Consider the following 19,116-nt stretch of genomic DNA (forward strand, 5'->3'; position numbering starts at 1 on the left):
CTGTATCGTAGTATGTAGTTTATAGATTCGACACGCGACAGCTAGAATAGTCACTATTCTCACAGATGCGTTACAGAATCAGCGGAGGTGTTCCTGAATCGGGACTTTGACGATCGATTTAGCGATGGCGTAGCCACCGGCGAGCGGGTCGAGCTTGGTCTCTCCGGCCCGCTCTGCGTAGCGAATCGGCTCCTCGTGGACGCGATACTCGCGCATCAGAGGGCGAATGAGCAGCTCTGCGGAGAGGCCGGTGTTCTCCGTCCAGGTGATGTTGCGGACGACCTCCTCGCGGTACGCACGCATCCCCGTCGTCGTGTCGTAAACGCGCTCGCCCATCAGGATCGACGCGAGGGCGGCGAACGCGTGGTTACCGAGGCGGTTGAACGCCGGCATCGCGTCGGCACCGTGGTACAGGCGGTCGCCCGAGACGACGTCGTACCCCTCGTTGATGCGGTCGAGGAACCGTGGCAGTGCGTCCATCGGGTACGTGTCGTCACAGTCGGTCGTGACGATGACGGGATTCGAGGCCGAGAGGATGGCCTCACGGACGGCGTAGCCGTAGCCGCGGGGCTCCTGCTCGATGACACGTGCGCCCTTCTCGCGGGCGATATCGGGTGTCTCGTCGTCGGACCCGTCGACGCAGACGATTTCTGCTCGGCCGTCGGTAACTCGCTCGATGTCGTCGATGACAGTACCGATGGCCGCCGCTTCGTTGTACGTGCCCATGACGACGCTGAGGTCGTCGAACGTGTACGTTGTCACTACCTGCGACTGGTCGACGGGAGAACTTGAGCGTTTAGGTTTGCCTAAAACAGCGCGTTGTTACCGCATATCGGGGACGAACGGCTCGATCTCCTCCGTACAGCGGTCGTTCGGCGCGTGGGTCGTGTCGGGCTGGCGGTCGAAATCACGGGGACGGGTTGAGCCGCCGTCAGCGGCGAGCGTCGGGGTGTTTTCGGTGGGCAGTCGGGGGACGATGGGGTCGATAGAGTCGGTTGGACGTGTCATTGGTGGGTGTGTGAGTGGGCAGTCTGGATGCTATACGAGGGGGCGAGAATCAGCAGTGTACGCGTACAGCGAGCATCCTTACTCCGGTCAATGGGCGCATTTGTAATAAACTTTCATGTGGTGCGAGATGTTGCCGGTCGAACCGAAGCTGTTTGGACGCCCGCGCCCGGAGTCGTCACATGGACGATGTTCGCCTGACGCTGGCGTTCGACTTGGCGGCACTCCGCCGGCTCGAAACCCCTGGAGAGGCCGTCGCTGACGCCGCTCGCTGGAGCGAACACGTCGGTATCGTGACCGACCGACCCCCGCACGTGCTGACCAAGTTCACGCGGGAACACGCCATCAGCCAGGACTTCTCGCCCGATCCGGTGAGCGCTCGTGAGACGCTCGAACACATGCGCGAACACTTCGACACCGGGCGATACGTCCACGTCGGTACAGGGACAGACCACCAACAGCAGGCAGAAGCTGCGGGCTGGGAGTATCTCGACATCGAGACCGCCGCAACGGAGGCCGGTTGGGAGCTCGGCTCGACCCCCGAACCGACGGATTCCAGCAGAGTAGACACGTCCACGGACGATTGGCCCTGAAGCCCCCATAGGGCCGCTCACACGTCCGTGGGCGGCTCGAAGTGTGGGTTCGGACTGAGACAGTTTGGGAAGACTGGGCAGCCACAGATACGTGGCCCACGCAGGCCGGGAGGACACGCTGTTCGCAACTCATCGTATGCATCACTGCGTCGTGTCCTGGCCCCGGTGGGCCATCGCCTCACCTCGAAGTTCCCTATCTACACTCGTGGTCGTAGATTGCTCACCGAAATTCGAGACAAGGGTGGCTGGGATACCCTATTCACCATACCTGACACATTGTCCATCGAGTGCCAATGTGACAATTGAACGAATCGGATCTGAGACGCGGCCCATAGATGGAATAGTTGGGTAGCCAACCATTCCAGCGAATATTGTATCCGATATTGTGCCACCAAATACCCAACTTGTGGCACTAGAAAATCGGATAAATTTCTTGGAACCCCTTCCAACGTGGGTTCGGAACGTTGGATAAGTGGCCTTATTCCAGCGTCTGACACAGATTGAAGTCCCTGGCGTGTGAGCGTGGAGACACATGGATTCGGAGCAGGACACTGGGCGGACTGCCGTTCGAACCTACGTCCCAGAGTATCAGAAATCCGAGTGGAAGCGCCACGCCGACGAACTCGGGATGAGTCAGGCCGAGTTCGTCCGAACGATGGTCCAGGCGGGCCGCAGAGGCTTCGAATTCGAAGGGATGAGCGACCAATCATCGAGTAAGCCCGCCGAAGACCATTCCCCGGACGTTACCCCGGGGGTAGATGGCCTCGAAAGGCAGGTACTCGAACTGCTCGAATCTGGGTCGCACCTCTCGTGGGAGGAACTCGTTGCGGGACTGACCGACGACATCGAAGATCGGCTCGACGAGACACTCGGCGAGCTCCAGCAGGAGAACCGCATCCAGTACAGCGGCCGGCACGGTGGGTACACGGTGGTGGGCGATGGCGAGTGACGCTGCGGGCGGACCGAACCCCGACGACCCGGTCAGATACTTCCTGCAGGACCTCACGTACCACGGGAAGACGGAGCGGACGCGTGAGGCGTACGAGCGAGTGCTCCGGGACTTCGAGACGTTCGTCCAGACGGAGCGCGGCACGAGCCTCTCAGCGGCGTCTCAGCGGGAGTGTATGGCGTGGGTCCACGCCCTGCGTGGCGAACGCTCACCGTCGACGATCGCGACCTACGCGGCGTATCTGAACCGCTTCTACGGCTACATGGTCCAGGTTGGCGCCTTCGACAGCAACCCCATGACGCTCGTCGTCGAGGAGATGGACGAGTCCATCGACACAGACCCGGCACGGCGGGAAATAATGCTGCCCGCGATGCGAGAGTTCGTCCACGGCATCCGTCACCCTCCCGACCGGGCGGTCGTCGTGACGCTGCTGAAGACCGGGGTGCGTGTCGGCGAACTCTGCAACCTGGACCTGCGCGACCTCTACCTCGACGACCCAGAGGTGGCAGAGGCCTACGGAACGGCCCACAGAGGCGGTTTAGATGGGCGACCCGACTCGCTGTTCGTCTCGAACGAACCGTCTCGTGGTGCGGTCGTGAACGGCGAAGAGCGGACCGAGTCGAACAAGCGCAAGCGTTCGACGGTCATCCCCGTCGACGAGGAGTTGAAGGGGGTGTTGAAGCGGTGGCTCGCGGTCCGCCCCGACGCCCGCACCCCTGCAGAGCCGCTCTTCTGCTCGACGAGTGAGTGGGGCCGGCGGCTGACCATCGGCATGGTCGGCCAGACCGTCTCTTCGTACGCCAGCGACGCGGGCTGGTACCGGGCGGGTGGCGGCGCCGAGGAGAACGTCACCCCCCACTACTTCCGCCACTTCTTCACCACCCACCTCCGGGACAGAACCGGGGACAGGGGCGTCGTGAAGTACCTCCGCGGCGACGTCGCGAGCGACATCATCGACACGTACACCCACAACTGGGGCGACCGCGTCCGCGAAGTGTACGAAGCGAACATCTACTCGCTGCTCTGAGGCAGTGATTCGGCAGGGTTCGACCCGATAACTGTTGTTCGAGTATCAAATATCGTTGGAGGCCGTGTCTGCAGCACAACCCATAAACCCCATATTGCGATATCAAATCGCCCCATTGGTCTCTCTCTCAGAACACACGAATTCGGCCCAGAGACCCCATCTCTCACTGGTTCTGATGAGGAAAGGCGTTTTACGACTCGGCAGAGACGTGGTATCATGCCAGGTCCCGTCTTCCTCGAAGGAGACCGACTCACGTTGCGAACGGTCGAGCCCGAAGACGTCCCGTTCCTTCACCGGTGGAGCAACGACCCGGCGATGCGCCGGGCCACCGGCGAACAGAACGTCCCACTCACACTAGCCCAGGAAGAGGCGAACTATCAGGAGTTCGTCGCAGACGACACCCAGGTAGTGTTGCTGGTCTGTCGAGAGACCACCCCGGTTGGTGCGGTGGAGTTACTCGAACTTGACCACGAGGCCGATGCGTTCGAACTCGCCTACTGGCTCGTCCCCGACGCTCGGGAAGCGGGGTACGCGCGGGAGGCAGTCTCGCTCCTGCTCGAATACGCGTTCGACGAGCTGGCAGCGCACCGAATCCACGCGGAAGTGTTCGCGTTCAACGACCACTCCGCAGCGTTCCTCGCTCGCCTGGGGTTCACCGAAGAGGGTCGGCTTCGCGAGAGCCACTTCGCCGACGGTGAGCGGTGTGACACCCTCGTGTTCGGCCTTCTGGAACCCGAGTGGCAGCACGAGCGTCGATAGGAGGGCCCGTATCTCTATCGGACGAGCCCACATCTCGCCCGTGGAACCAGGGGTTCGAGGTCGAGGATGCCCTGGCCGGAGGGTAGTGGCCAGTCGATCAACCTGGGAGCCACCTCCAGATCCTCGCGACACACGTTCGACCGTCTTCGATGCCCGGGAAGCTCGCGTGCCGAACGCATACATCACATACTGCTATATCGAATCCAGGTGCTGTGGAAGTTGAGACTACACCGGGGTTCGCGGGACTGCGATGCGTGAACTTGACCGATTCGGTCATCGGAAACTGTCTCAGATGGTTCTCCAAACGACCGCTCTTGTCATACTGTCACCCATATGGGCGAATTTTCGAGATGTTCAGCAGTGTAGCCACTCAGACGGCGCGCTAACCCGAACAGAGAACAGAGCACCTCACTATCCGATTCCTGTCTCCTTCTTCAGCAGCGTGAGCGTATTATCGGCCGTCACGATCGGCGAATGTTCGTATTCACCGGTCAACTTGACCTGCACGAGCAAATCAGCCGCTCGCCAGATTGAGTACAAGAGACACGCGAATGCGAAGTAGAAGAACCGAAGCACGAAATTATTCGAGGTCGTCGCGGCCATGAACCGATTGATCGATTTGTACCCGCTCTCAATCTCCCAGCGATAGCCGTACTCGGTGAGGTGTCCACTCCTCTATTCGTCATGAACACCGAGTACTGTCGATGGTCGGCATGCTCTGAGCCCTCTTTCCGACGGTAGATCAGCGTCGTCTCTGCCATTCGTTCTTTCCGAGATGGAGCTTCCGATCGGTTTCATTCCGACCCTGGTCGCGCTGGAGCAATCGCTTAGCCTGGGCTCTCTCGCTGGTCTGCATCCGCTTGGGCACAACGTAGGAGAGTCCCCGCTAGCTAATCATCTCCAAGACGTGCTGACTGTCAAACTCCCGGTCCATCAGCACGTTATCGACGTGAACCAGGTCCTCGGCAGAATCAAGCAAGTCCTCTACCATCTCTTTGCGTGACTCGCCTTTCCGTACCGGACGGGCATCAAGGACGAGCGGGACTGCATTCCCGACCAGCTGGACTGTCGCCCACTGATAGGCGTACTCGTCGGTGTTCTCTTTCGTTCCGATGATCTCGTCCTCGTGGCCGGTTCGGTCGCCTGTGAAGGGATCGGCTTCGGTGATGTCGATCGCGACGGTTCCTGCGCGGAAGAACTCCTCCGTCTCTGCGACCTCGTCAATGAGTTGCCGGATCGCCTGTCGATACATCTCGTGAATCTGCTCGATAGAGAGATCACGAATGTGGTCGCGATGAGCGTGTCCGAGTGGTGTCCGCTCCCGCGTCGACTCGTGTACGAAGCTGCGAGCGCCTTCGTTGGCGGCCAAGTTCTCACGAAGCCCGAGATACGTCTGTAAGCTCCAGTAGGCGTTCTCGTGGATCTCACAGCCCTCGCCACGGTCCAGTGAGAACGCGGGGAAGACGACGTGGCTGACATGGTCAGTAATCTCCTCAGCCGGTTTTTGGACGAATTGGTCGTCGGGGTCTGAGTCCTCTCGATCGTCATCGTGGTGTCGAAGCTTTCGCTCCGGGTCACGTGGAACCGCGACACCTGCAGTCTGGGCTTTGATGAGGATTGTTCGAGCCGCCGTCTCGACTGTCTCTCGGAGGTCAGCGGTGAAACGCTCGTGCCAGCTGCGCCACAGCGTCGACTGGTCTGGAATCGTCTCGAAAGCCAGTTGCTCGTAGAGGTCAGAGCGATGATCGAGGTAGTCGACGAGTGCTGTTTCGTGCTCCCACCCGTGGAGTTCCTTCAGAACAAACACCCGAAAGAGGGGTTCCATCTTGTATCGTGTCGAGCCCTCATAACGGTCGTGAGCGTCGAACCGGAAGTAGGCCAGTGGGTATTGACATACAACGTTTTCCACCGACCCGTGATGGTCGTGTTTGAACCACCGCTGCCCAACCGTTCGGATATCCTCCTGAAGCGCATCGAGTGAACCCGATTGTAGAGTGGCGTCGAATCGTAGGCAGGCCACTCAGTATACGGAGCCCGTGCAATATCCCGAAAGACGGCACGTCGAGAGTCATGCATCGGAACCATCAGTACTAGTACTATCTCCAATTAGATGGTGTGATGAATCAGACACGCCTGTTTCGAAAAGAGCACTAGCTGTCCCTCCGAGCGGAAGTTGCAGCATCTTTAGATTTCGTTCTACTCCACCGACCCCAGTGTGTGCCAACACGCGGGTTCAGCCCGTCAATGTGAAACATGTTTTGATAACTCGGGTGAAAAACTTCGGAGCTTTTGGTCGTGTAGCACGAATCAGACCTGTGGAGTACGAAATCGGGGTGGAGGAATCGGTCAGCACGGCCGTCGAACGCGCGGTGAGCGCAGTTGACGGCCGTGAATTATGTTCCCTGCGACCGCTGGCGGATGTCGTCGATCCGACTGCGTTAGATTCGTTGTTCGACCCGCGGTACGACGGAACTCCTCGGACGGGCGGACGTCTCTCGTTCGTGTACCACGGTTGTTGCATCACAATCGACAATGGCGAGTATCTCACGCTCCAGTTGCTCGAAGACCGTTCCTACGACGAACGCGATCGAGAACCCTCTGACAGTTGCGTCCGCTGACGGAGTTGTAAATAGTTGCTCGTGGCGAGTTACTGCTTGGGATCGCGGGCGATCAACAACCCCTGAGCCATGAGCCGTCGGGAGATGACGACGAGGCCATTCCCGAAGCCTTCGCCGAAGACTGCTTGTTCCGTTTTGGTGCCGGGCACGATCGAATTCACGAGGATCGTCGAGCGATCGACCAGAAGGAGGCGGCCGATCGCCGTCTCGTCTTCAGTAACGTCCTCGCCGTGTAGCCACTCGAGGCCAGAGATGAACGTCGTCGCGTTCGGCACGGCCGTCTGGATCTGGGCTTGAAGCGACTCCGTTAGTGCGCCGATGAGAAGGTCGGCGTCGGTGCCGGTTGGCGACGAGCTGGAGACACGCATCGAGACTGTGGTTCGTCATACTGCGTGCTCTCTCCAGAGGTGTATCAATTGTAACGAGTTTCACACTTGAGACTATTTTGATTATGTGAGTGACGATGGATGCCTGCACACCCCTGCGTTGATAGTCGACCCGTCGTTGGAGTCCCCTCGACGCCCATGTCACCCGGTTACTCAAAAAGCACCAGATTGTTAAAATGTCGTCACTTGATGCTGTCGAAGCGCGTTAGTCCCGGTGTCCGCTCACCGGCGGATCGATTACACATGGTACGAAATCCGTTCCGACCGCGTCGAGAAACGCGGCACCGAGCACGAGGGGCGGTCGACAAAACACCACCTCCGAGGACGTTGCACAGGCGAACCAACGACATCAGGGGCGCGAAGCGCGTGGACGGCGCGGATAACGATCGACCACAGGGGCGTCCCTCCCAGGTCCTCCCAGGTCACTGAACAATGCCAGAATGCAACAAGTGCGGTGGATTCGCAACGTCACGATTTGCCCGCGTCTTCGGGGACAACGAGGACGACATCTACGGCTGCCGCAGCTGTCTGCCAGTCACCGCACTGGTCGAAGGAGCTGCGTCACGGGATACTTCGTGACGCCGACGAGTGCGTCCGCTCCCGATCGATGGCTGACGTGCGGTACGGCAACCACCAACAGATAATGACAACGATACCCAACTCCGGTTCAGAGGCAACACTCTACGTATGCCGTGATTGTGGAGACGGCATCGAGGACCCCACCGACACGAGCACCTGTCCTCACTGCAGCGGAACGCTCGTAAACAGTACTGTCCCGCACGATTAGCGGTGCAATCCGACGGAACCCTCCACACTCTTCGTCGACACCGTGAGGAAACCCCGCTCGGTGGAGATTCGTCCTGACTGGACGAACTCGACCCATGCTCGTCTGTCTGTACAAGGGACAAGAGGTGAGTAGGTAGCGACACTCGGAACCGAATCTCATCATATTCGAATCAGCGAGTCCGACGCCGTCGCGGTGTGTCAAACGTTCGATGTCGGCGGGTAAGATGGTACCGCGGCCACGGTCACGTGAGGACCGATGGCGGAACCTATCCCCTATCGGCCGACGGTCGAGTCCGCTCGCTCCTGGGCAAACAGGTCAAGGACGACCTTCGAGCCGCCGAGTATGACAGGGCCGACGAACAGGCCGATGGCCCCGAACAGAACGATTCCCCCGAAGATACCCACGACGATGGTCGCGACGTTGATCGCCCCGCTCCGGTTGATGATCGCCGGTCGAAGATAGAGGTCCGAGGCGCTGACCACCGACCCGTAGACGAAAAGCAGTACCGCTGCAGTGGGGCGGCCGATCGCGAACAGGTAACCCGAAACCGGAAGCCAGACACCGAATGCCCCAACGAGTGGGAGCAACGTGAGAACAAATGTCGCCACGGTCAAGAACACAACCCCGGGCATACCAACGAGCGCCAATCCGATGCCGAGTAGTACCGCCTGGACCGCCGCGACGGCGACGTTCCCGATAACTGACGCCCACATAAGGGCGTCAAGTTCCCTAAGAAGTTCTCGTTCCACACGATCAGAGAGCGGGACGATCGACTGCAACCATGTGACGAACTGTTCACCGTCTCGCAACAACGCAAAGAGTACGAAGACCGTCACGGTGAGTCCGATGAACACCCCAGGGAGACCGCCGATGACGGTTACCGCGCCGGTTGCGAGACGCTGCAACCCGCTCGCGATCGGCTCTTGATAGGTCGCGTACAACAGGTCGACATCGATCACGTAACCAATGGTTTCGAGTCGAGCCTGAACGATGTCGAGACTGAGTTCCCCTGCTTGGAGGGCGGTTAGCAGCCCCAGTCCCTGCTGAATTGCGACTGTGAGGATATAGGCGATCGGGATGAAGAGGACAACTACCGAAAGCGAGATGAGGACGAGGGCGGCTGTAGCTGAGCTCGTGTGACGCTCGAGCGTCCGTTGTGCGGGTACGAGGACGTATGCGAGGACGATTGCGAGCAGGATATACTGAAGCTGTGTGAACACGAAAAGGAGGCCGAGAACCCCACTCACGACCGCCAAGATCGACAGTACAACATGGTCCGAAAACCAATGCTGAGAATCTCTCTGTTCAGTCATATTCAGTATAGAGATTCCCCTCATCCTTGACTTGTGTGTGCAGAATCGGGCCATCTGTCAGTGGTCGTCACCGACTCCGAGTACGGGCACAAAGTGAACGGACACAATAACGCCAGACTGGCTCTGTTGAAACCTTCCGAAGTTGATACAAGCGGTGTGCTGAATATCGAGGGTGAGTTCAGCAGAACGTGCGAGTGCTGGTACAGCGGCCGACAGTTGCTGCGGCGATGAAACGAGTCGTCGGATCCAGTGAGACGCTTCGAAATACGGAGTTCAGTTGGACACAGCGCAAAGCGTACGAGATGACCTTCCAGGAACTCGGATCGGTCGACGCCGATGACGTCGACGAAGGGATCACAGCCATCAGCGACTGGATCGTCGATCAAATCCACGAGAAAGAAAAACTCCCGACCTCACGGGCTGGGCGCCGACAAGCGACGAGGTTCTGTCGGGCGAACGGCTACCAGGTACCGAGCGACGAGTGGCTCGGCATCTAGAGCGACGGTCACGGACGCCCGTGGAAGCGACTGCTGGCACGCGCAAAAGCGTGACCGATGTGTACACTTATTTAACGGCTGTTTCAGTAGGAACAGTGCCGAATCGACAGGATTTCGACAGAACCGCAAACCGCTACCTTTCACGAGCGGACAGTAGAGAGCGAGTAGGGAGGGATAGTACCGACGCTTTCGGCATCGCGGATACCCGCGATTCGTGGAAACGCTGACCGCAGGAGACCAGTACGGCATCCATCCCCTACAAGTGTCCAGGCGTCAATAATTGATTATGGTCGATCTGATTTCTCTCGGCGGACTGCTTCTCGCGTTCTTCCTCGTCATCATGAACGGGATCTTCGTCGCGGCGGAGTTCGCGTTCGTCAAAGTCCGTCCCACGCAGGTGAACGCACTCGTCGAACGGGGCAAACCGGGGGCAGCACTCGTCCAGGAGGTCATCCAGAATCTAGACGACTATCTGGCTGTCAGTCAGCTCGGCATCACGCTCTCCTCGCTTGGTCTCGGCTGGATCGGTGAACCGGCTGTCGCAGCGCTCATCGACCCCGTCCTCGGCCAGGTGCTTCCTGCGGGAGCGGTTCACCTCGTCGCGTTCGTCCTCGGATTCGGGTTCATCACGTTCCTCCACGTGGTGTTCGGCGAACTCGCGCCGAAGACGTTCGCTATCCAGGAAGCTCCACGTGTCGCGCTCCTCCTGGCCCCACTCATGAAATTCTTTTACTACGTGTTCGTGCCCGGCATCATCGTCTTCAACGGCACGGCCAACTACTTCACCCGCCTCGCTGGTGTCTCCCCGGCGTCCGAGAGCGAGGAAACCCACACCGAATCTGAGATTCGGATGATCCTCACCCGTTCGGAGGAGACGGGACATATCGACCTCGACGAGGTCGAAATGATCGAGAGCGTCTTCGAACTTGGGGATACGGTCGCCCGCGAGGTCATGGTCCCGCGTCCAGACGTAGAGACCGTGCCCGCTTCGATGCCGCTCTCGGAACTCCGGTCGGTTGCCGCCGCCGGGACCTACACGCGCTATCTCGTGCTCGACGAGGACGGCGACCAGCCGCTCGGATTCGTCCATGCCAAAGACATCCTGCGAGCGAGTGAAACCGATGCGGATTCCAAAGATTTTGTCACAGCGCGTGCGCTCGCACGAGCGGTCCTCACGGTCCCGGAAACGCGTCGGATCGACGCGATTCTCGCCGACTTTCAGACCCGTGGGGAAGGCCAGATGGCTGTCGTCGTCGACGAGTGGGGCGTCTTCGAGGGAATCGTGACCATCGAGGATATCCTCGAAGAGATCGTGGGCGATATCCAAGACGAATTCGATACAGGCTCTCAGGAACCGTCGATCGAGAAGAGAAGCGACGGAGCGTACGTCGTCGACGGAGGAGTCACCATTCAGGACGTAAACGACCGGCTCGACTCTCGATTCGAGAGCGACGACGTCGAGACGATCGGTGGACTGGTCTTCAGTCGCCTCGGCAGAGTTCCTGCAGTGGGCGATCAAATCGATGTGGACGGCTACGTCATTCAGATTGAGGCTGTCGATGATACTCGAATCGAACGACTTGTGATTCGAGAGGCACAGGCAGCACAGGAGGCGGATGATAAGTAGCGTGAGGGTCGTTCGGAAACGAAACGGAACGGGCCCCAGCGCGATTCGAGAGGTCGTAATCCGGAGTGTCTGATTAATCACTGCGGACAGGATTATACCCGTCCAACCCCTACTGTATTCACTTACCATGCCCGCTCAACAGCCTTCCACGTCCGAAGCCGACTCGCGCCAGAAGGCGACTCTCTTCTGTCCCCACTGCGGTCACGAGAGCGATGTCACCGGAGATTGGACCGTTCAGACGGAGCATGGTCGCCAAATATTCGACTGCCCAGTCTGTTACACAACTATCACGGAACGCCTCTTGGAGGCCCCGCTGACGGCCTCGAGTGATTAATCCACTACGTTCTCACTCCGCACTATCTCGCAAGACGAGACTTCTTTCGATAGGAACCGGAAATCCGAATCCTTGTCATAGCATTTCCGGGGCTGGACATAATGTTTCGAACAAGGACGGTTCTCTCAGTAATCTCGTAGTCTCTCTGCTATTGCTCTGGGTAGGTGTGGGTCCAGAAATGGAACAACGCGCTTGGGTAGAGGATTGTTGGTCGGGTCGAGCAGTAGCTGAAAGTCGTAGCGAGCAAGGGTGGCGCGTTCGCGCCACCAGACGAAACTGCTATGATCAAGCGAGTCGCTAGGAATCGAGCCCCGAGGCGTTCGCTCAACCCCGGGGGTCGCCTCCCCCGTCTAGGGGGTGTGGATTCGTTCGCGGCGGACGACGACGACAGGACCGAGAGAGTGAACCGCAACCTGTTCGGCGGCCTCCCCAAAGAGGAACGTGCGAAGCGAGGGAGCGCTTTCACCCATGACTACGGCATCGTGATCTGTCGCAACTGTTGCGATTGACTGAATTGGCGTCTCGGAGACGATCACGTCTTCCGTGATCGCAGCGGCGTCGAGGCCCCCTTCGCGCAGGTGCCCCGCCGCCTGGTCCAACATCGAGTCCCCGACGGTAGTCGCGTCCTCCGAGTCCGTGACGTGAAAGAGCGTCACCTTGATGTCGCGTGTCCCGCTCATCGCTGCGACGAACGTCGCGATTCGTGCGACGTCCACCTCCCCCCGGAGCGGAACGAGACCCCGCTCGATGTGCGTTGCTGGATTCGGGATGAGAATCGCGTCGCATCCAGTCTCGTCGGCCACTCGATTCAGCGTTTGCTCCTCGTCGTGGGTGAACACCAACCGTGTCTCTGCGTCACCCCCTGCTTCGCGGAAGACCGCGGCGAGATCGTCGAGCTTCGCCTGTGCCTGCTCCTCGAACTGCAGCTGCGCCTGTCCCGGCGGCGTCTGCTCGGGGAGGACGTGATAGCCGAGGACGACCACCGGAAGCGTCGAGAGGAGCCCGATGACTGCGGCCGGAACGCCTTCACCTTCGAGCACTTCAACCGGCACGAGCACGGTTCATTCGGATTCAGTCATTAGATCGTCCCCTTGAGTGTCACGTCGCGAGCGTAATAGTAGTACCACAGCGCCGAGAGCAACATGATCGCGACGCCGATGAGTTGGGAGGCGAGTTGCATGAATCCGATAAGAGCGAAACTAGCCATCGCCCCGATTGCAGGGACGACCGGATATCCGGGCACGCGAAAGTCCGGGTCGTACCACTCGGGTTCGTTCCGGCGAAGCGCGATCAGTGCGACGCACATCAACCCGTACATGACGAGGTGGAGGAACGAGGCGACTTCGGCGAGGATTTCGACCTCGCCGAGCAGGACGAGAGTGAGGATCGGGTCGCCGGCCATCCCGAGCGCGACGTGTGGGGTCCCGTATCTGAGGTTGATTCGGCTTGCCCACCGCGGGAGCAGGGCGTCCTTGCTCACCGCGTAAATCGCTCTGGACGTGCTCAGGATCGACGCGTTCGCGCTCGAGACCGTTGCGAGTAACCCACCGAGGAGGATGGCGAACGCGCCGAGCGGTCCGAGAAAGCTTTCCGCGACCGTCACCATCGCCGTCTTCCCGAGGGGGGCGAGGCGCTCGCTGCCGAACGCGCTGACCGCCACGAAGACCGTCGCCACGTAGAGGACGCCCACGATGAGAACCGACCCCACCATCGCGAGCGGGAGATCAGTCCGGGTCGTTTGATTTCACCGGCGACGGTCGCCACCTGCGCGAAGCCGAGATAGGACGTGAACACGAGCGCAGCAGTCGTCAGTACGGAAAATGCCCCTTTCGACAGGAACGGCTCACCGATGGGTTCGGGATCGCCAATGAGTCCGAGTGCGGAGAGCCCACCGAAGGTGAGGAAGGCGACGATGATCGCCAGTAGAATCCCGACGACGCCGTTCTGGAGTTTCGTCGCGTTCTCCGTCCCGGTCGCATTCAACACGGTCAGGAACGCGCCGAACACCAGCGCCAGCGGGACGGCGACGTCGAAGCCGCCGAGTGAGACGCCCAGTCTCGCGAGCACGGCGTCCGCGTAGAAGCCGAAGCCGACGAGGTAGAACGCGGAGGCGAACACCAGCCCGAACCACAGCGAAAGCCCGACGACCGCACCGAACAGCGATTCCATCCCCCGCGAGATGAAGTAGTAGCCGCCGCCGCTGCGGGGCATCGTCGTCGCCAGTTCCGAGGTCGGGAGGGCGACCAGCAACGCGACCACAGCGCCGATAGCGAACGAACCGGCTGCCGCGGGGCCAGCCTGTCCAGCAGCGATCCCCGGAAACACGAAGATACCCGCACCGACCATAGTGCCGATCCCGATGGCGATGCCACCGGTCAGCCCGATGGTGCGCTCGAGTTCGGTCCCCGCTTCGGTGATGGTCGCCTCGTCAGTCGTCTCCGGACGATCGACGATTGGTTTCTCACCATCTCGGTTCGACGATTCGGCCGGAGGAGCACTCCGCTGTCTACTACATCGGCCAGGTGTAAATGAGTGTGACCCCCACCTCAATGGCGTCTCTCATCAGTATCGACAGTCTTGTCCACGATAGTGAATCCGATGCTCTCCGATCCGATACGTACAGACCAGACGCAGATGAAAACCGATATCGGAGCGGTGGTTGACGTCGGTTCGGACGTTCCTGATGATCGGTAGGATCTCCCAAACGGATTTTTAAGGGATCGCCGAAGAGACTAGTGGAGGCGGGTATTCCAAATGCACACGCTCCCGACGCTACTCAAGTCCGCTCTCCGTGACCGTACGCGCCGGCAGCGACTCTTACTCATCTACGCCGTCGGTCTCGTCTCGCTCGTGCTCGTTTTTACCGTGACCTACTACTGGGGAATGCGGACGCTCGAAGACCAACCCCGGTCGATCTTTCAGGCGTTCAATACGGTCATCGAGACGATGACCACGACGGGGTACGGTGCCGATGCGCCGTGGTCGACACCGACAATGAACGTGTTCGTCGCGACGATGCAGGTCAGCGGTGTCGTTATCGGGTTCGTCACGTTACGCGTCCTCGTCATCCCGCTGTTCGAACGAACGCCGCTCAATCTCGACGACCGTCTCTCGATCAAAACCGACCACGTCGTCGTCGCGGAGTACCAGCGCGACACGGAGGTACTCCTCGACGAACTCGAAGCGCTCGACGTGGACTACGTGCTAGTCGAATTCGACATCGAGGAAGCCAAGCGTCTCTCGGACGAGGGCTATCAAGCCATCAACGGCGATCCCGAGGAACGGGCCGATCTCGACCGCGCCAGCATCGAAAAGGCATCATTGCTCATCACCGACGCCGAGGACAGGACCGCGAGCATCGTCCTGACGGCACTCGAGGCCAACGAAGACCTGCGAGTCATCAGCTTCACGCCCTCGACTCGCCGGAAGGCCGCACTCGCCGAAATCGGCGTCGACCGAAGTATTGCTCCACACGCACTCATCGGTCAACGGCTCGCCGAGAAAGCGACGACGCCGGTCTCGGTCGACGCCCCGACCGATGGAGAGGCGGTCGCCATCCGCGAGGTACTCGTTCGACGAGAGAGTCCACTCCACGGCATCCGAGTGGGGGACTCGCCGCTGGCGAGCCACCCGAACCTGACGCTGGTCGCCGGGTGGTTCGACGGGGAGTTACGGCTGCCACCGTCGCCCGACGACCGACTCACACCCAACACCGTGCTCGTCGTTGCCGGCCCGGAACGTGTGATTGACGACGTGACGAGCGAGATGGCGAACGTTCGGACGGTGCGGGCCTCGAGGCACTCGCGAATCGTCGTCGCCGGTCTTGGCGAGGGCGGCATCGCCGCTATCGAGGCGCTCCCATCGGACGTACCAACCACAACCATCGACGAGTCTGCAGACGGTACTCCTGATATCGTGGGTGACGTCACCGAACCGGAGACACTTCGCGCAGCCAACATCGCCGACGCCTCGGCGCTCGTGGTTACTGTCGGCGACGATGCGACGGCACTACTGACGGTGGCGATGGCTCGCTCACTCGCTCCCGACGTGGAGATTCTCGTACGTGTTACTGACACCGAGAAGACGACGGCGGCATTCAGAGCCGGTGCCGACTACGTCCTCTCCGTGCAACGGGTGTGTGCACGCCTGGTCGCGGCGGAGGTACACGGTGAACGGGTGATGGATCCCGTGAGTCAGATCCGACTCGTTCGGGCGGATGCAGGACCGTTCGTGGGCGAGTCGCTAGCGACCGTTCGTCACGGCACTGAACGCGGGTGGACGGTGGTCGGGTTGGTCCGGGACGGAACTGTCTACACGGACGAAGACACCACGATAGAGCCGGGGGACGAGGTGTTCGTCGCCGGCAGCGACGAGGGAATACAGCGGTTCGAACGAACCGTGGACACTTGAGAATCGAACCAAATCGACTGCCGCTCTGCTCTGCTCTCGATATGTCGGATGTTTCTTAGCTTTGTGTTTGCTGCTCGAGGGTGACGGATACTGGTGGTGACTGGTTACAGAAAGTCAAGGAGAAAGCCCACTCCTTTAGGGGTGGGAGAAGTCACTGAACTCAGGATACACCTACAGTATCAGGGAGAAGAGGAGATAGGAGCTGACGACTGAGAGCGAGGGTGCGAGGATCCAGAGGATGACGATTCGGCGTGTGGCGGCCGGGTCGAACAAGCTCTCTGCGCTGAGCTCGTCGATGTGTTCCTCCCCGATCGGGGGAACCGCCGTGTCTCTGTCCCGTCGCCCCGTCCGCTCGCCAGCCGTACTGCTCGCCAGCTCGCCGATGGTCGGGCTCGTCGGTTCGTCATCCGACCCCGTAGACGCCGCGAGCGCACCCGTGGTGAGGCCCGCAGCCAACTCACGCTCGGTACGTCGGGTGGCGATCTCCGCGAGCGTGGCGGCGCGACTCGCTCGTCCCCAGCCGAGTCCGATGATACAGCAGGTCGTGCTCACCGCGAGACTCGCCGGGATACCGAGATACGAGAGGACGGTGATGATGGTCGCCCCGATGCTCGAGACGACGAGTGCGGCCAGAATCGGGAGGTCGGTGATCCCATCACTGACCGTCGCGAGCGTCCGCCGGGCGATCGTGAACCCACCAAGGCCGATGGCGGCGACGGCGAGCACGATGCCTTGCTCGATGGTAATCGACCCGTTCCCGACGAGCGGTGCGACCGCATTCGCGGCGTTCGACGCCCCTGCACTGAACCCCATGTAACACGCGATTGCAATGACCAGAAACGAGCCGACGAGGTCCCGGGAGGCTGCGTTCGTATTGAGTCGCAAGCGAGAAACGTTGCCCGAGCGATCGAGCTGGACGAGGTGCCGCTCGAAGCGGGTGAACGACATGTGGGCCTCTAACTGAGGGTACAGATATCGGCCGACGATGGCACCAGCCGCGAATCCGAGGAGTGGCGCAACGATCCACGCGGAGACGATTGTGAACATCAACGCCTCGTTGAGCGAGTCCGTTGCCAGACCGAGCCCGACGATTGCACCCACGGCAGTCATCGACGTCGAGGCGGGAACCCCGTAGAGATTCGAGAGCAAGAGTGCCAGACCGGTGAAGAACAGAACACCGACAGTCGCTATTGGCGAGAACTGCACCGCCGGAACGATGCCGTCGCTCATGGTGGCGATGACGTTCCGACCGACCGTCCACGCACCCAGGAACGCGAAGAGCGTGAACAGGGCTGCGGCAGTGGCCTTTCTGACGAGCCGACTCCCGACGGCCGGTCCGAACGCGACACCGGTCGACGACCCACCGATATTGAATCCGACGAAGGCAGCCACGAGCAACCCCACGACAACGAGTGTAGATACCATCTCAAGTGCGCCCCATCATGCTGGTTCGGTCCGAAGACGTAATGCCGTGTCCCTCTTGGACGGGCAATGGATGTCGGTCAGTTCTCCCCGACACGCGGCTTCCAAAGAACGGATGTCGGAGTCTCCTCTCGTATCTTCTTGTTTGTGCGAGCCATGGTCGACAGGCGAGCGAAGAACAAAGTGGGTGTTCGCCGTATCTCTACGTTATGCCAGGAACTGTCACGGAGAAACTCATCGAAGACCACCTCGTCGAGGGTCGGATGGAGCCGGGCGAAGAAATCGCACTGGGCATCGATCAGACGTTGACCCAGGACGCCACCGGGACGATGGTCATGCTCGAACTCGAAGCCATGGACGTCGATCACCTCGAAACCGAGCTCTCCGCCCAGTACGTGGATCACAACCTCATCCAGGAGGACAACAAGAACCCCGATGACCACCTGTTCTTACGAAGTGCTTGCAACAAGTGGGGGATCTGGTTCTGGCCTGCGGGCAACGGCGTCTCGCACCCCGTCCACCAGGAACGGTTTGGCGTCCCGGGGAAGACGTTGCTCGGCTCGGACTCGCACACACCAGCCGCGGGTGCGATGGGCATGTTGGCTATCGGAGCCGGCGGTCTCGACGTCGCGATGGCGATGGCAGGCGAGAGCCCTACCACGTGGACATGCCGGAGGTGTGGGGCGTCGAGCTGCGGGGCGAACTCCCAGAGTGGTGCAGCGCGAAGGACGTCATCCTCGAGATGTTGCGACGCCACGACGTCGACGGCGGCGTCGGGCGCGTCATCGAATACCACGGCCCTGGGATGGACTCGCTGACCGCGATGGATCGCACGTCATCGCCAACATGGGTACCGAACTGGGTGCCACGAGTACCGTGTTCCCGGCCGACGACGCCGTCGAGCGGTTCCTCGGCCAGCAACACCGCGCGGATGAGTTCAAACCGCTCCACGCCGCCGCCGACGCCGAGTACCACGTGACAGAGACGATTCGACTCGACGAGATCGAGCCCATGATCGCCAAGCCGTCTAGTCCGGGCAACGTCGTTCCGGTGGCGGACGTGCAGGGCGAGGAGATCTACCAGGCCTACATCGGCTCCAGCGCGAACCCGGGGCTCCGGGACTTCGCTGTTCCGGCGATGATCGTCGATGGACAGCGAATCCCACCAGAGATCAGCTTCGACGTGAACCCCACCTCTCGGCAAATGCTCCAGAACCTGACTGAGATGGGGTATCTCGGCATGTTGTACGCGAGTGGTGCCCGCGTCCACCAGGCCGGATGCAACGGCTGTATCGGGATGGGGCAGGCACCTGCCTCTGGTCGGAACAGTTTGCGAACGGTCCCGCGAAACTTCCCCGGGCGCACCGGCACCCGCGAGGACAGCGTCTTT

Annotated in this window: 16 protein-coding genes and 4 pseudogenes; 12 read left to right on the forward strand and 8 right to left on the reverse strand. The window is 60.5% G+C overall.

Annotated elements, in window-relative coordinates; all coding sequences use genetic code 11:
- Positions 1–78 precede the first annotated feature (78 nt).
- Complete coding sequence (locus NL126_RS17295) at positions 79–726, reverse strand: dolichyl-phosphate hexose transferase (protein WP_434084170.1); 648 nt, start codon at positions 724–726, stop codon at positions 79–81.
- A gap of 96 nt (positions 727–822) precedes the next feature.
- On the reverse strand, positions 823–1,008 hold the full coding sequence (locus NL126_RS17300; RefSeq protein ID WP_255196134.1) for a hypothetical protein: 186 nt from the start codon (positions 1,006–1,008) through the stop codon (positions 823–825).
- A 179-nt stretch (positions 1,009–1,187) separates the two neighbouring features.
- On the opposite strand from NL126_RS17300, the gene NL126_RS17305 reads away from it, so the two are divergent.
- The 4 genes from NL126_RS17305 (at position 1,188) to NL126_RS17320 (ending at position 4,333) form a co-directional block, all read left to right on the forward strand.
- The gene (locus NL126_RS17305; RefSeq protein ID WP_255196135.1) at positions 1,188–1,598 is read left to right on the forward strand and encodes a DUF7124 domain-containing protein; all 411 of its coding nucleotides are present in this window, start codon (positions 1,188–1,190) and stop codon (positions 1,596–1,598) included.
- Between the two features lie 532 nt (positions 1,599–2,130).
- On the forward strand, positions 2,131–2,547 hold the full coding sequence (locus NL126_RS17310; RefSeq protein WP_255196136.1) for a DUF5805 domain-containing protein: 417 nt from the start codon (positions 2,131–2,133) through the stop codon (positions 2,545–2,547).
- Positions 2,537–3,574, forward strand: coding sequence for a tyrosine-type recombinase/integrase (locus NL126_RS17315; RefSeq protein WP_255196137.1), 1,038 nt, complete (start codon positions 2,537–2,539; stop codon positions 3,572–3,574). The genes NL126_RS17310 and NL126_RS17315 overlap by 11 nt, the downstream gene beginning before the upstream one ends.
- A gap of 216 nt (positions 3,575–3,790) precedes the next feature.
- A complete protein-coding gene (locus tag NL126_RS17320; RefSeq protein ID WP_255196138.1) occupies positions 3,791–4,333 on the forward strand; it encodes a GNAT family N-acetyltransferase in 543 nt (180 codons plus the stop codon).
- 411 nt (positions 4,334–4,744) lie between these two features.
- On the opposite strand, the pseudogene NL126_RS17325 reads toward NL126_RS17320, so the two are convergent.
- Positions 4,745–6,418 (reverse strand): annotated as a pseudogene (locus NL126_RS17325) (transposase).
- A gap of 230 nt (positions 6,419–6,648) precedes the next feature.
- Between NL126_RS17325 and NL126_RS17330 the strand changes: the two are divergent.
- Complete coding sequence (locus NL126_RS17330; RefSeq protein WP_255196139.1) at positions 6,649–6,951, forward strand: HalOD1 output domain-containing protein; 303 nt, start codon at positions 6,649–6,651, stop codon at positions 6,949–6,951.
- Between the two features lie 29 nt (positions 6,952–6,980).
- Here the strand turns inward: NL126_RS17330 and NL126_RS17335 are convergent.
- Positions 6,981–7,280: pseudogene (locus tag NL126_RS17335) on the reverse strand (TrmB family transcriptional regulator); the annotation flags it as partial.
- 489 nt (positions 7,281–7,769) lie between these two features.
- Here NL126_RS17335 and NL126_RS22145 point away from each other — a divergent pair.
- A complete protein-coding gene (locus tag NL126_RS22145) occupies positions 7,770–7,916 on the forward strand; it encodes a DUF7563 family protein (protein ID WP_434084150.1) in 147 nt (48 codons plus the stop codon).
- 480 nt (positions 7,917–8,396) lie between these two features.
- Here the strand turns inward: NL126_RS22145 and NL126_RS17340 are convergent, their stop codons facing one another.
- On the reverse strand, positions 8,397–9,437 hold the full coding sequence (locus tag NL126_RS17340) for an AI-2E family transporter (protein ID WP_255196141.1): 1,041 nt from the start codon (positions 9,435–9,437) through the stop codon (positions 8,397–8,399).
- A gap of 227 nt (positions 9,438–9,664) precedes the next feature.
- Here NL126_RS17340 and NL126_RS17345 point away from each other — a divergent pair, with 227 nt between their 5' ends.
- The 3 genes from NL126_RS17345 (at position 9,665) to NL126_RS17355 (ending at position 11,895) form a co-directional block, all read left to right on the forward strand.
- Positions 9,665–9,934, forward strand: a complete 270-nt coding sequence (locus NL126_RS17345; RefSeq protein WP_255196142.1) for a hypothetical protein — start codon at positions 9,665–9,667, stop codon at positions 9,932–9,934.
- Positions 9,935–10,220: 286 nt separating this feature from the next.
- Positions 10,221–11,561, forward strand: a complete 1,341-nt coding sequence (locus NL126_RS17350) for a hemolysin family protein (RefSeq protein WP_255196143.1) — start codon at positions 10,221–10,223, stop codon at positions 11,559–11,561.
- Between the two features lie 127 nt (positions 11,562–11,688).
- Positions 11,689–11,895, forward strand: coding sequence for a zinc ribbon domain-containing protein (locus NL126_RS17355; protein ID WP_255196144.1), 207 nt, complete (start codon positions 11,689–11,691; stop codon positions 11,893–11,895).
- A gap of 350 nt (positions 11,896–12,245) precedes the next feature.
- On the opposite strand, the gene NL126_RS17360 is transcribed toward NL126_RS17355, so the two are convergent.
- Both NL126_RS17360 and NL126_RS17365 read right to left on the reverse strand, forming a co-directional pair.
- Positions 12,246–12,947 (reverse strand): universal stress protein, encoded by a 702-nt coding sequence (locus tag NL126_RS17360; protein WP_255196145.1) that lies wholly within the window; start codon positions 12,945–12,947, stop codon positions 12,246–12,248.
- Positions 12,948–12,973: 26 nt separating this feature from the next.
- A pseudogene (locus tag NL126_RS17365) lies at positions 12,974–14,349 on the reverse strand (APC family permease).
- A 300-nt stretch (positions 14,350–14,649) separates the two neighbouring features.
- On the opposite strand from NL126_RS17365, the gene NL126_RS17370 reads away from it, so the two are divergent.
- Positions 14,650–16,305 (forward strand): potassium channel family protein, encoded by a 1,656-nt coding sequence (locus NL126_RS17370; protein WP_255196146.1) that lies wholly within the window; start codon positions 14,650–14,652, stop codon positions 16,303–16,305.
- Between the two features lie 171 nt (positions 16,306–16,476).
- Here the strand turns inward: NL126_RS17370 and NL126_RS17375 are convergent, their stop codons facing one another.
- Positions 16,477–17,730 carry an inorganic phosphate transporter gene (locus NL126_RS17375; protein WP_255196147.1) on the reverse strand — a complete coding sequence of 418 codons (1,254 nt, stop codon included), beginning with the start codon at positions 17,728–17,730 and terminating at the stop codon, positions 16,477–16,479.
- Positions 17,731–17,990: 260 nt separating this feature from the next.
- On the opposite strand from NL126_RS17375, the gene NL126_RS17380 reads away from it, so the two are divergent.
- Positions 17,991–18,545, forward strand: coding sequence for an aconitase family protein (locus tag NL126_RS17380; RefSeq protein ID WP_255198861.1), 555 nt, complete (start codon positions 17,991–17,993; stop codon positions 18,543–18,545).
- A pseudogene (locus NL126_RS17385) lies at positions 18,437–19,098 on the forward strand (aconitase family protein); the annotation flags it as partial. The gene NL126_RS17380 and the pseudogene NL126_RS17385, both read left to right, overlap by 109 nt.
- Positions 19,099–19,116 lie beyond the last annotated feature (18 nt).

Source organism: Halorarius litoreus, assembly GCF_024362405.1.
Lineage (GTDB): Archaea > Halobacteriota > Halobacteria > Halobacteriales > Haloarculaceae > Halorarius > Halorarius litoreus.

Coding starts and splice junctions, on each gene's coding strand:
- NL126_RS17295 (WP_434084170.1), bottom strand. CDS start 726: ATGGGCACGTACAACGAAGCGGCGGCCATCGGTACTGTCATCGACGAC.
- NL126_RS17300 (WP_255196134.1), bottom strand. CDS start 1,008: ATGACACGTCCAACCGACTCTATCGACCCCATCGTCCCCCGACTGCCC.
- NL126_RS17305 (WP_255196135.1), top strand. CDS start 1,188: ATGGACGATGTTCGCCTGACGCTGGCGTTCGACTTGGCGGCACTCCGC.
- NL126_RS17310 (WP_255196136.1), top strand. CDS start 2,131: ATGGATTCGGAGCAGGACACTGGGCGGACTGCCGTTCGAACCTACGTC.
- NL126_RS17315 (WP_255196137.1), top strand. CDS start 2,537: ATGGCGAGTGACGCTGCGGGCGGACCGAACCCCGACGACCCGGTCAGA.
- NL126_RS17320 (WP_255196138.1), top strand. CDS start 3,791: ATGCCAGGTCCCGTCTTCCTCGAAGGAGACCGACTCACGTTGCGAACG.
- NL126_RS22145 (WP_434084150.1), top strand. CDS start 7,770: ATGCCAGAATGCAACAAGTGCGGTGGATTCGCAACGTCACGATTTGCC.
- NL126_RS17340 (WP_255196141.1), bottom strand. CDS start 9,437: ATGACTGAACAGAGAGATTCTCAGCATTGGTTTTCGGACCATGTTGTA.
- NL126_RS17345 (WP_255196142.1), top strand. CDS start 9,665: ATGAAACGAGTCGTCGGATCCAGTGAGACGCTTCGAAATACGGAGTTC.
- NL126_RS17350 (WP_255196143.1), top strand. CDS start 10,221: ATGGTCGATCTGATTTCTCTCGGCGGACTGCTTCTCGCGTTCTTCCTC.
- NL126_RS17355 (WP_255196144.1), top strand. CDS start 11,689: ATGCCCGCTCAACAGCCTTCCACGTCCGAAGCCGACTCGCGCCAGAAG.
- NL126_RS17370 (WP_255196146.1), top strand. CDS start 14,650: ATGCACACGCTCCCGACGCTACTCAAGTCCGCTCTCCGTGACCGTACG.
- NL126_RS17375 (WP_255196147.1), bottom strand. CDS start 17,730: ATGGTATCTACACTCGTTGTCGTGGGGTTGCTCGTGGCTGCCTTCGTC.
- NL126_RS17380 (WP_255198861.1), top strand. CDS start 17,991: ATGGAGCCGGGCGAAGAAATCGCACTGGGCATCGATCAGACGTTGACC.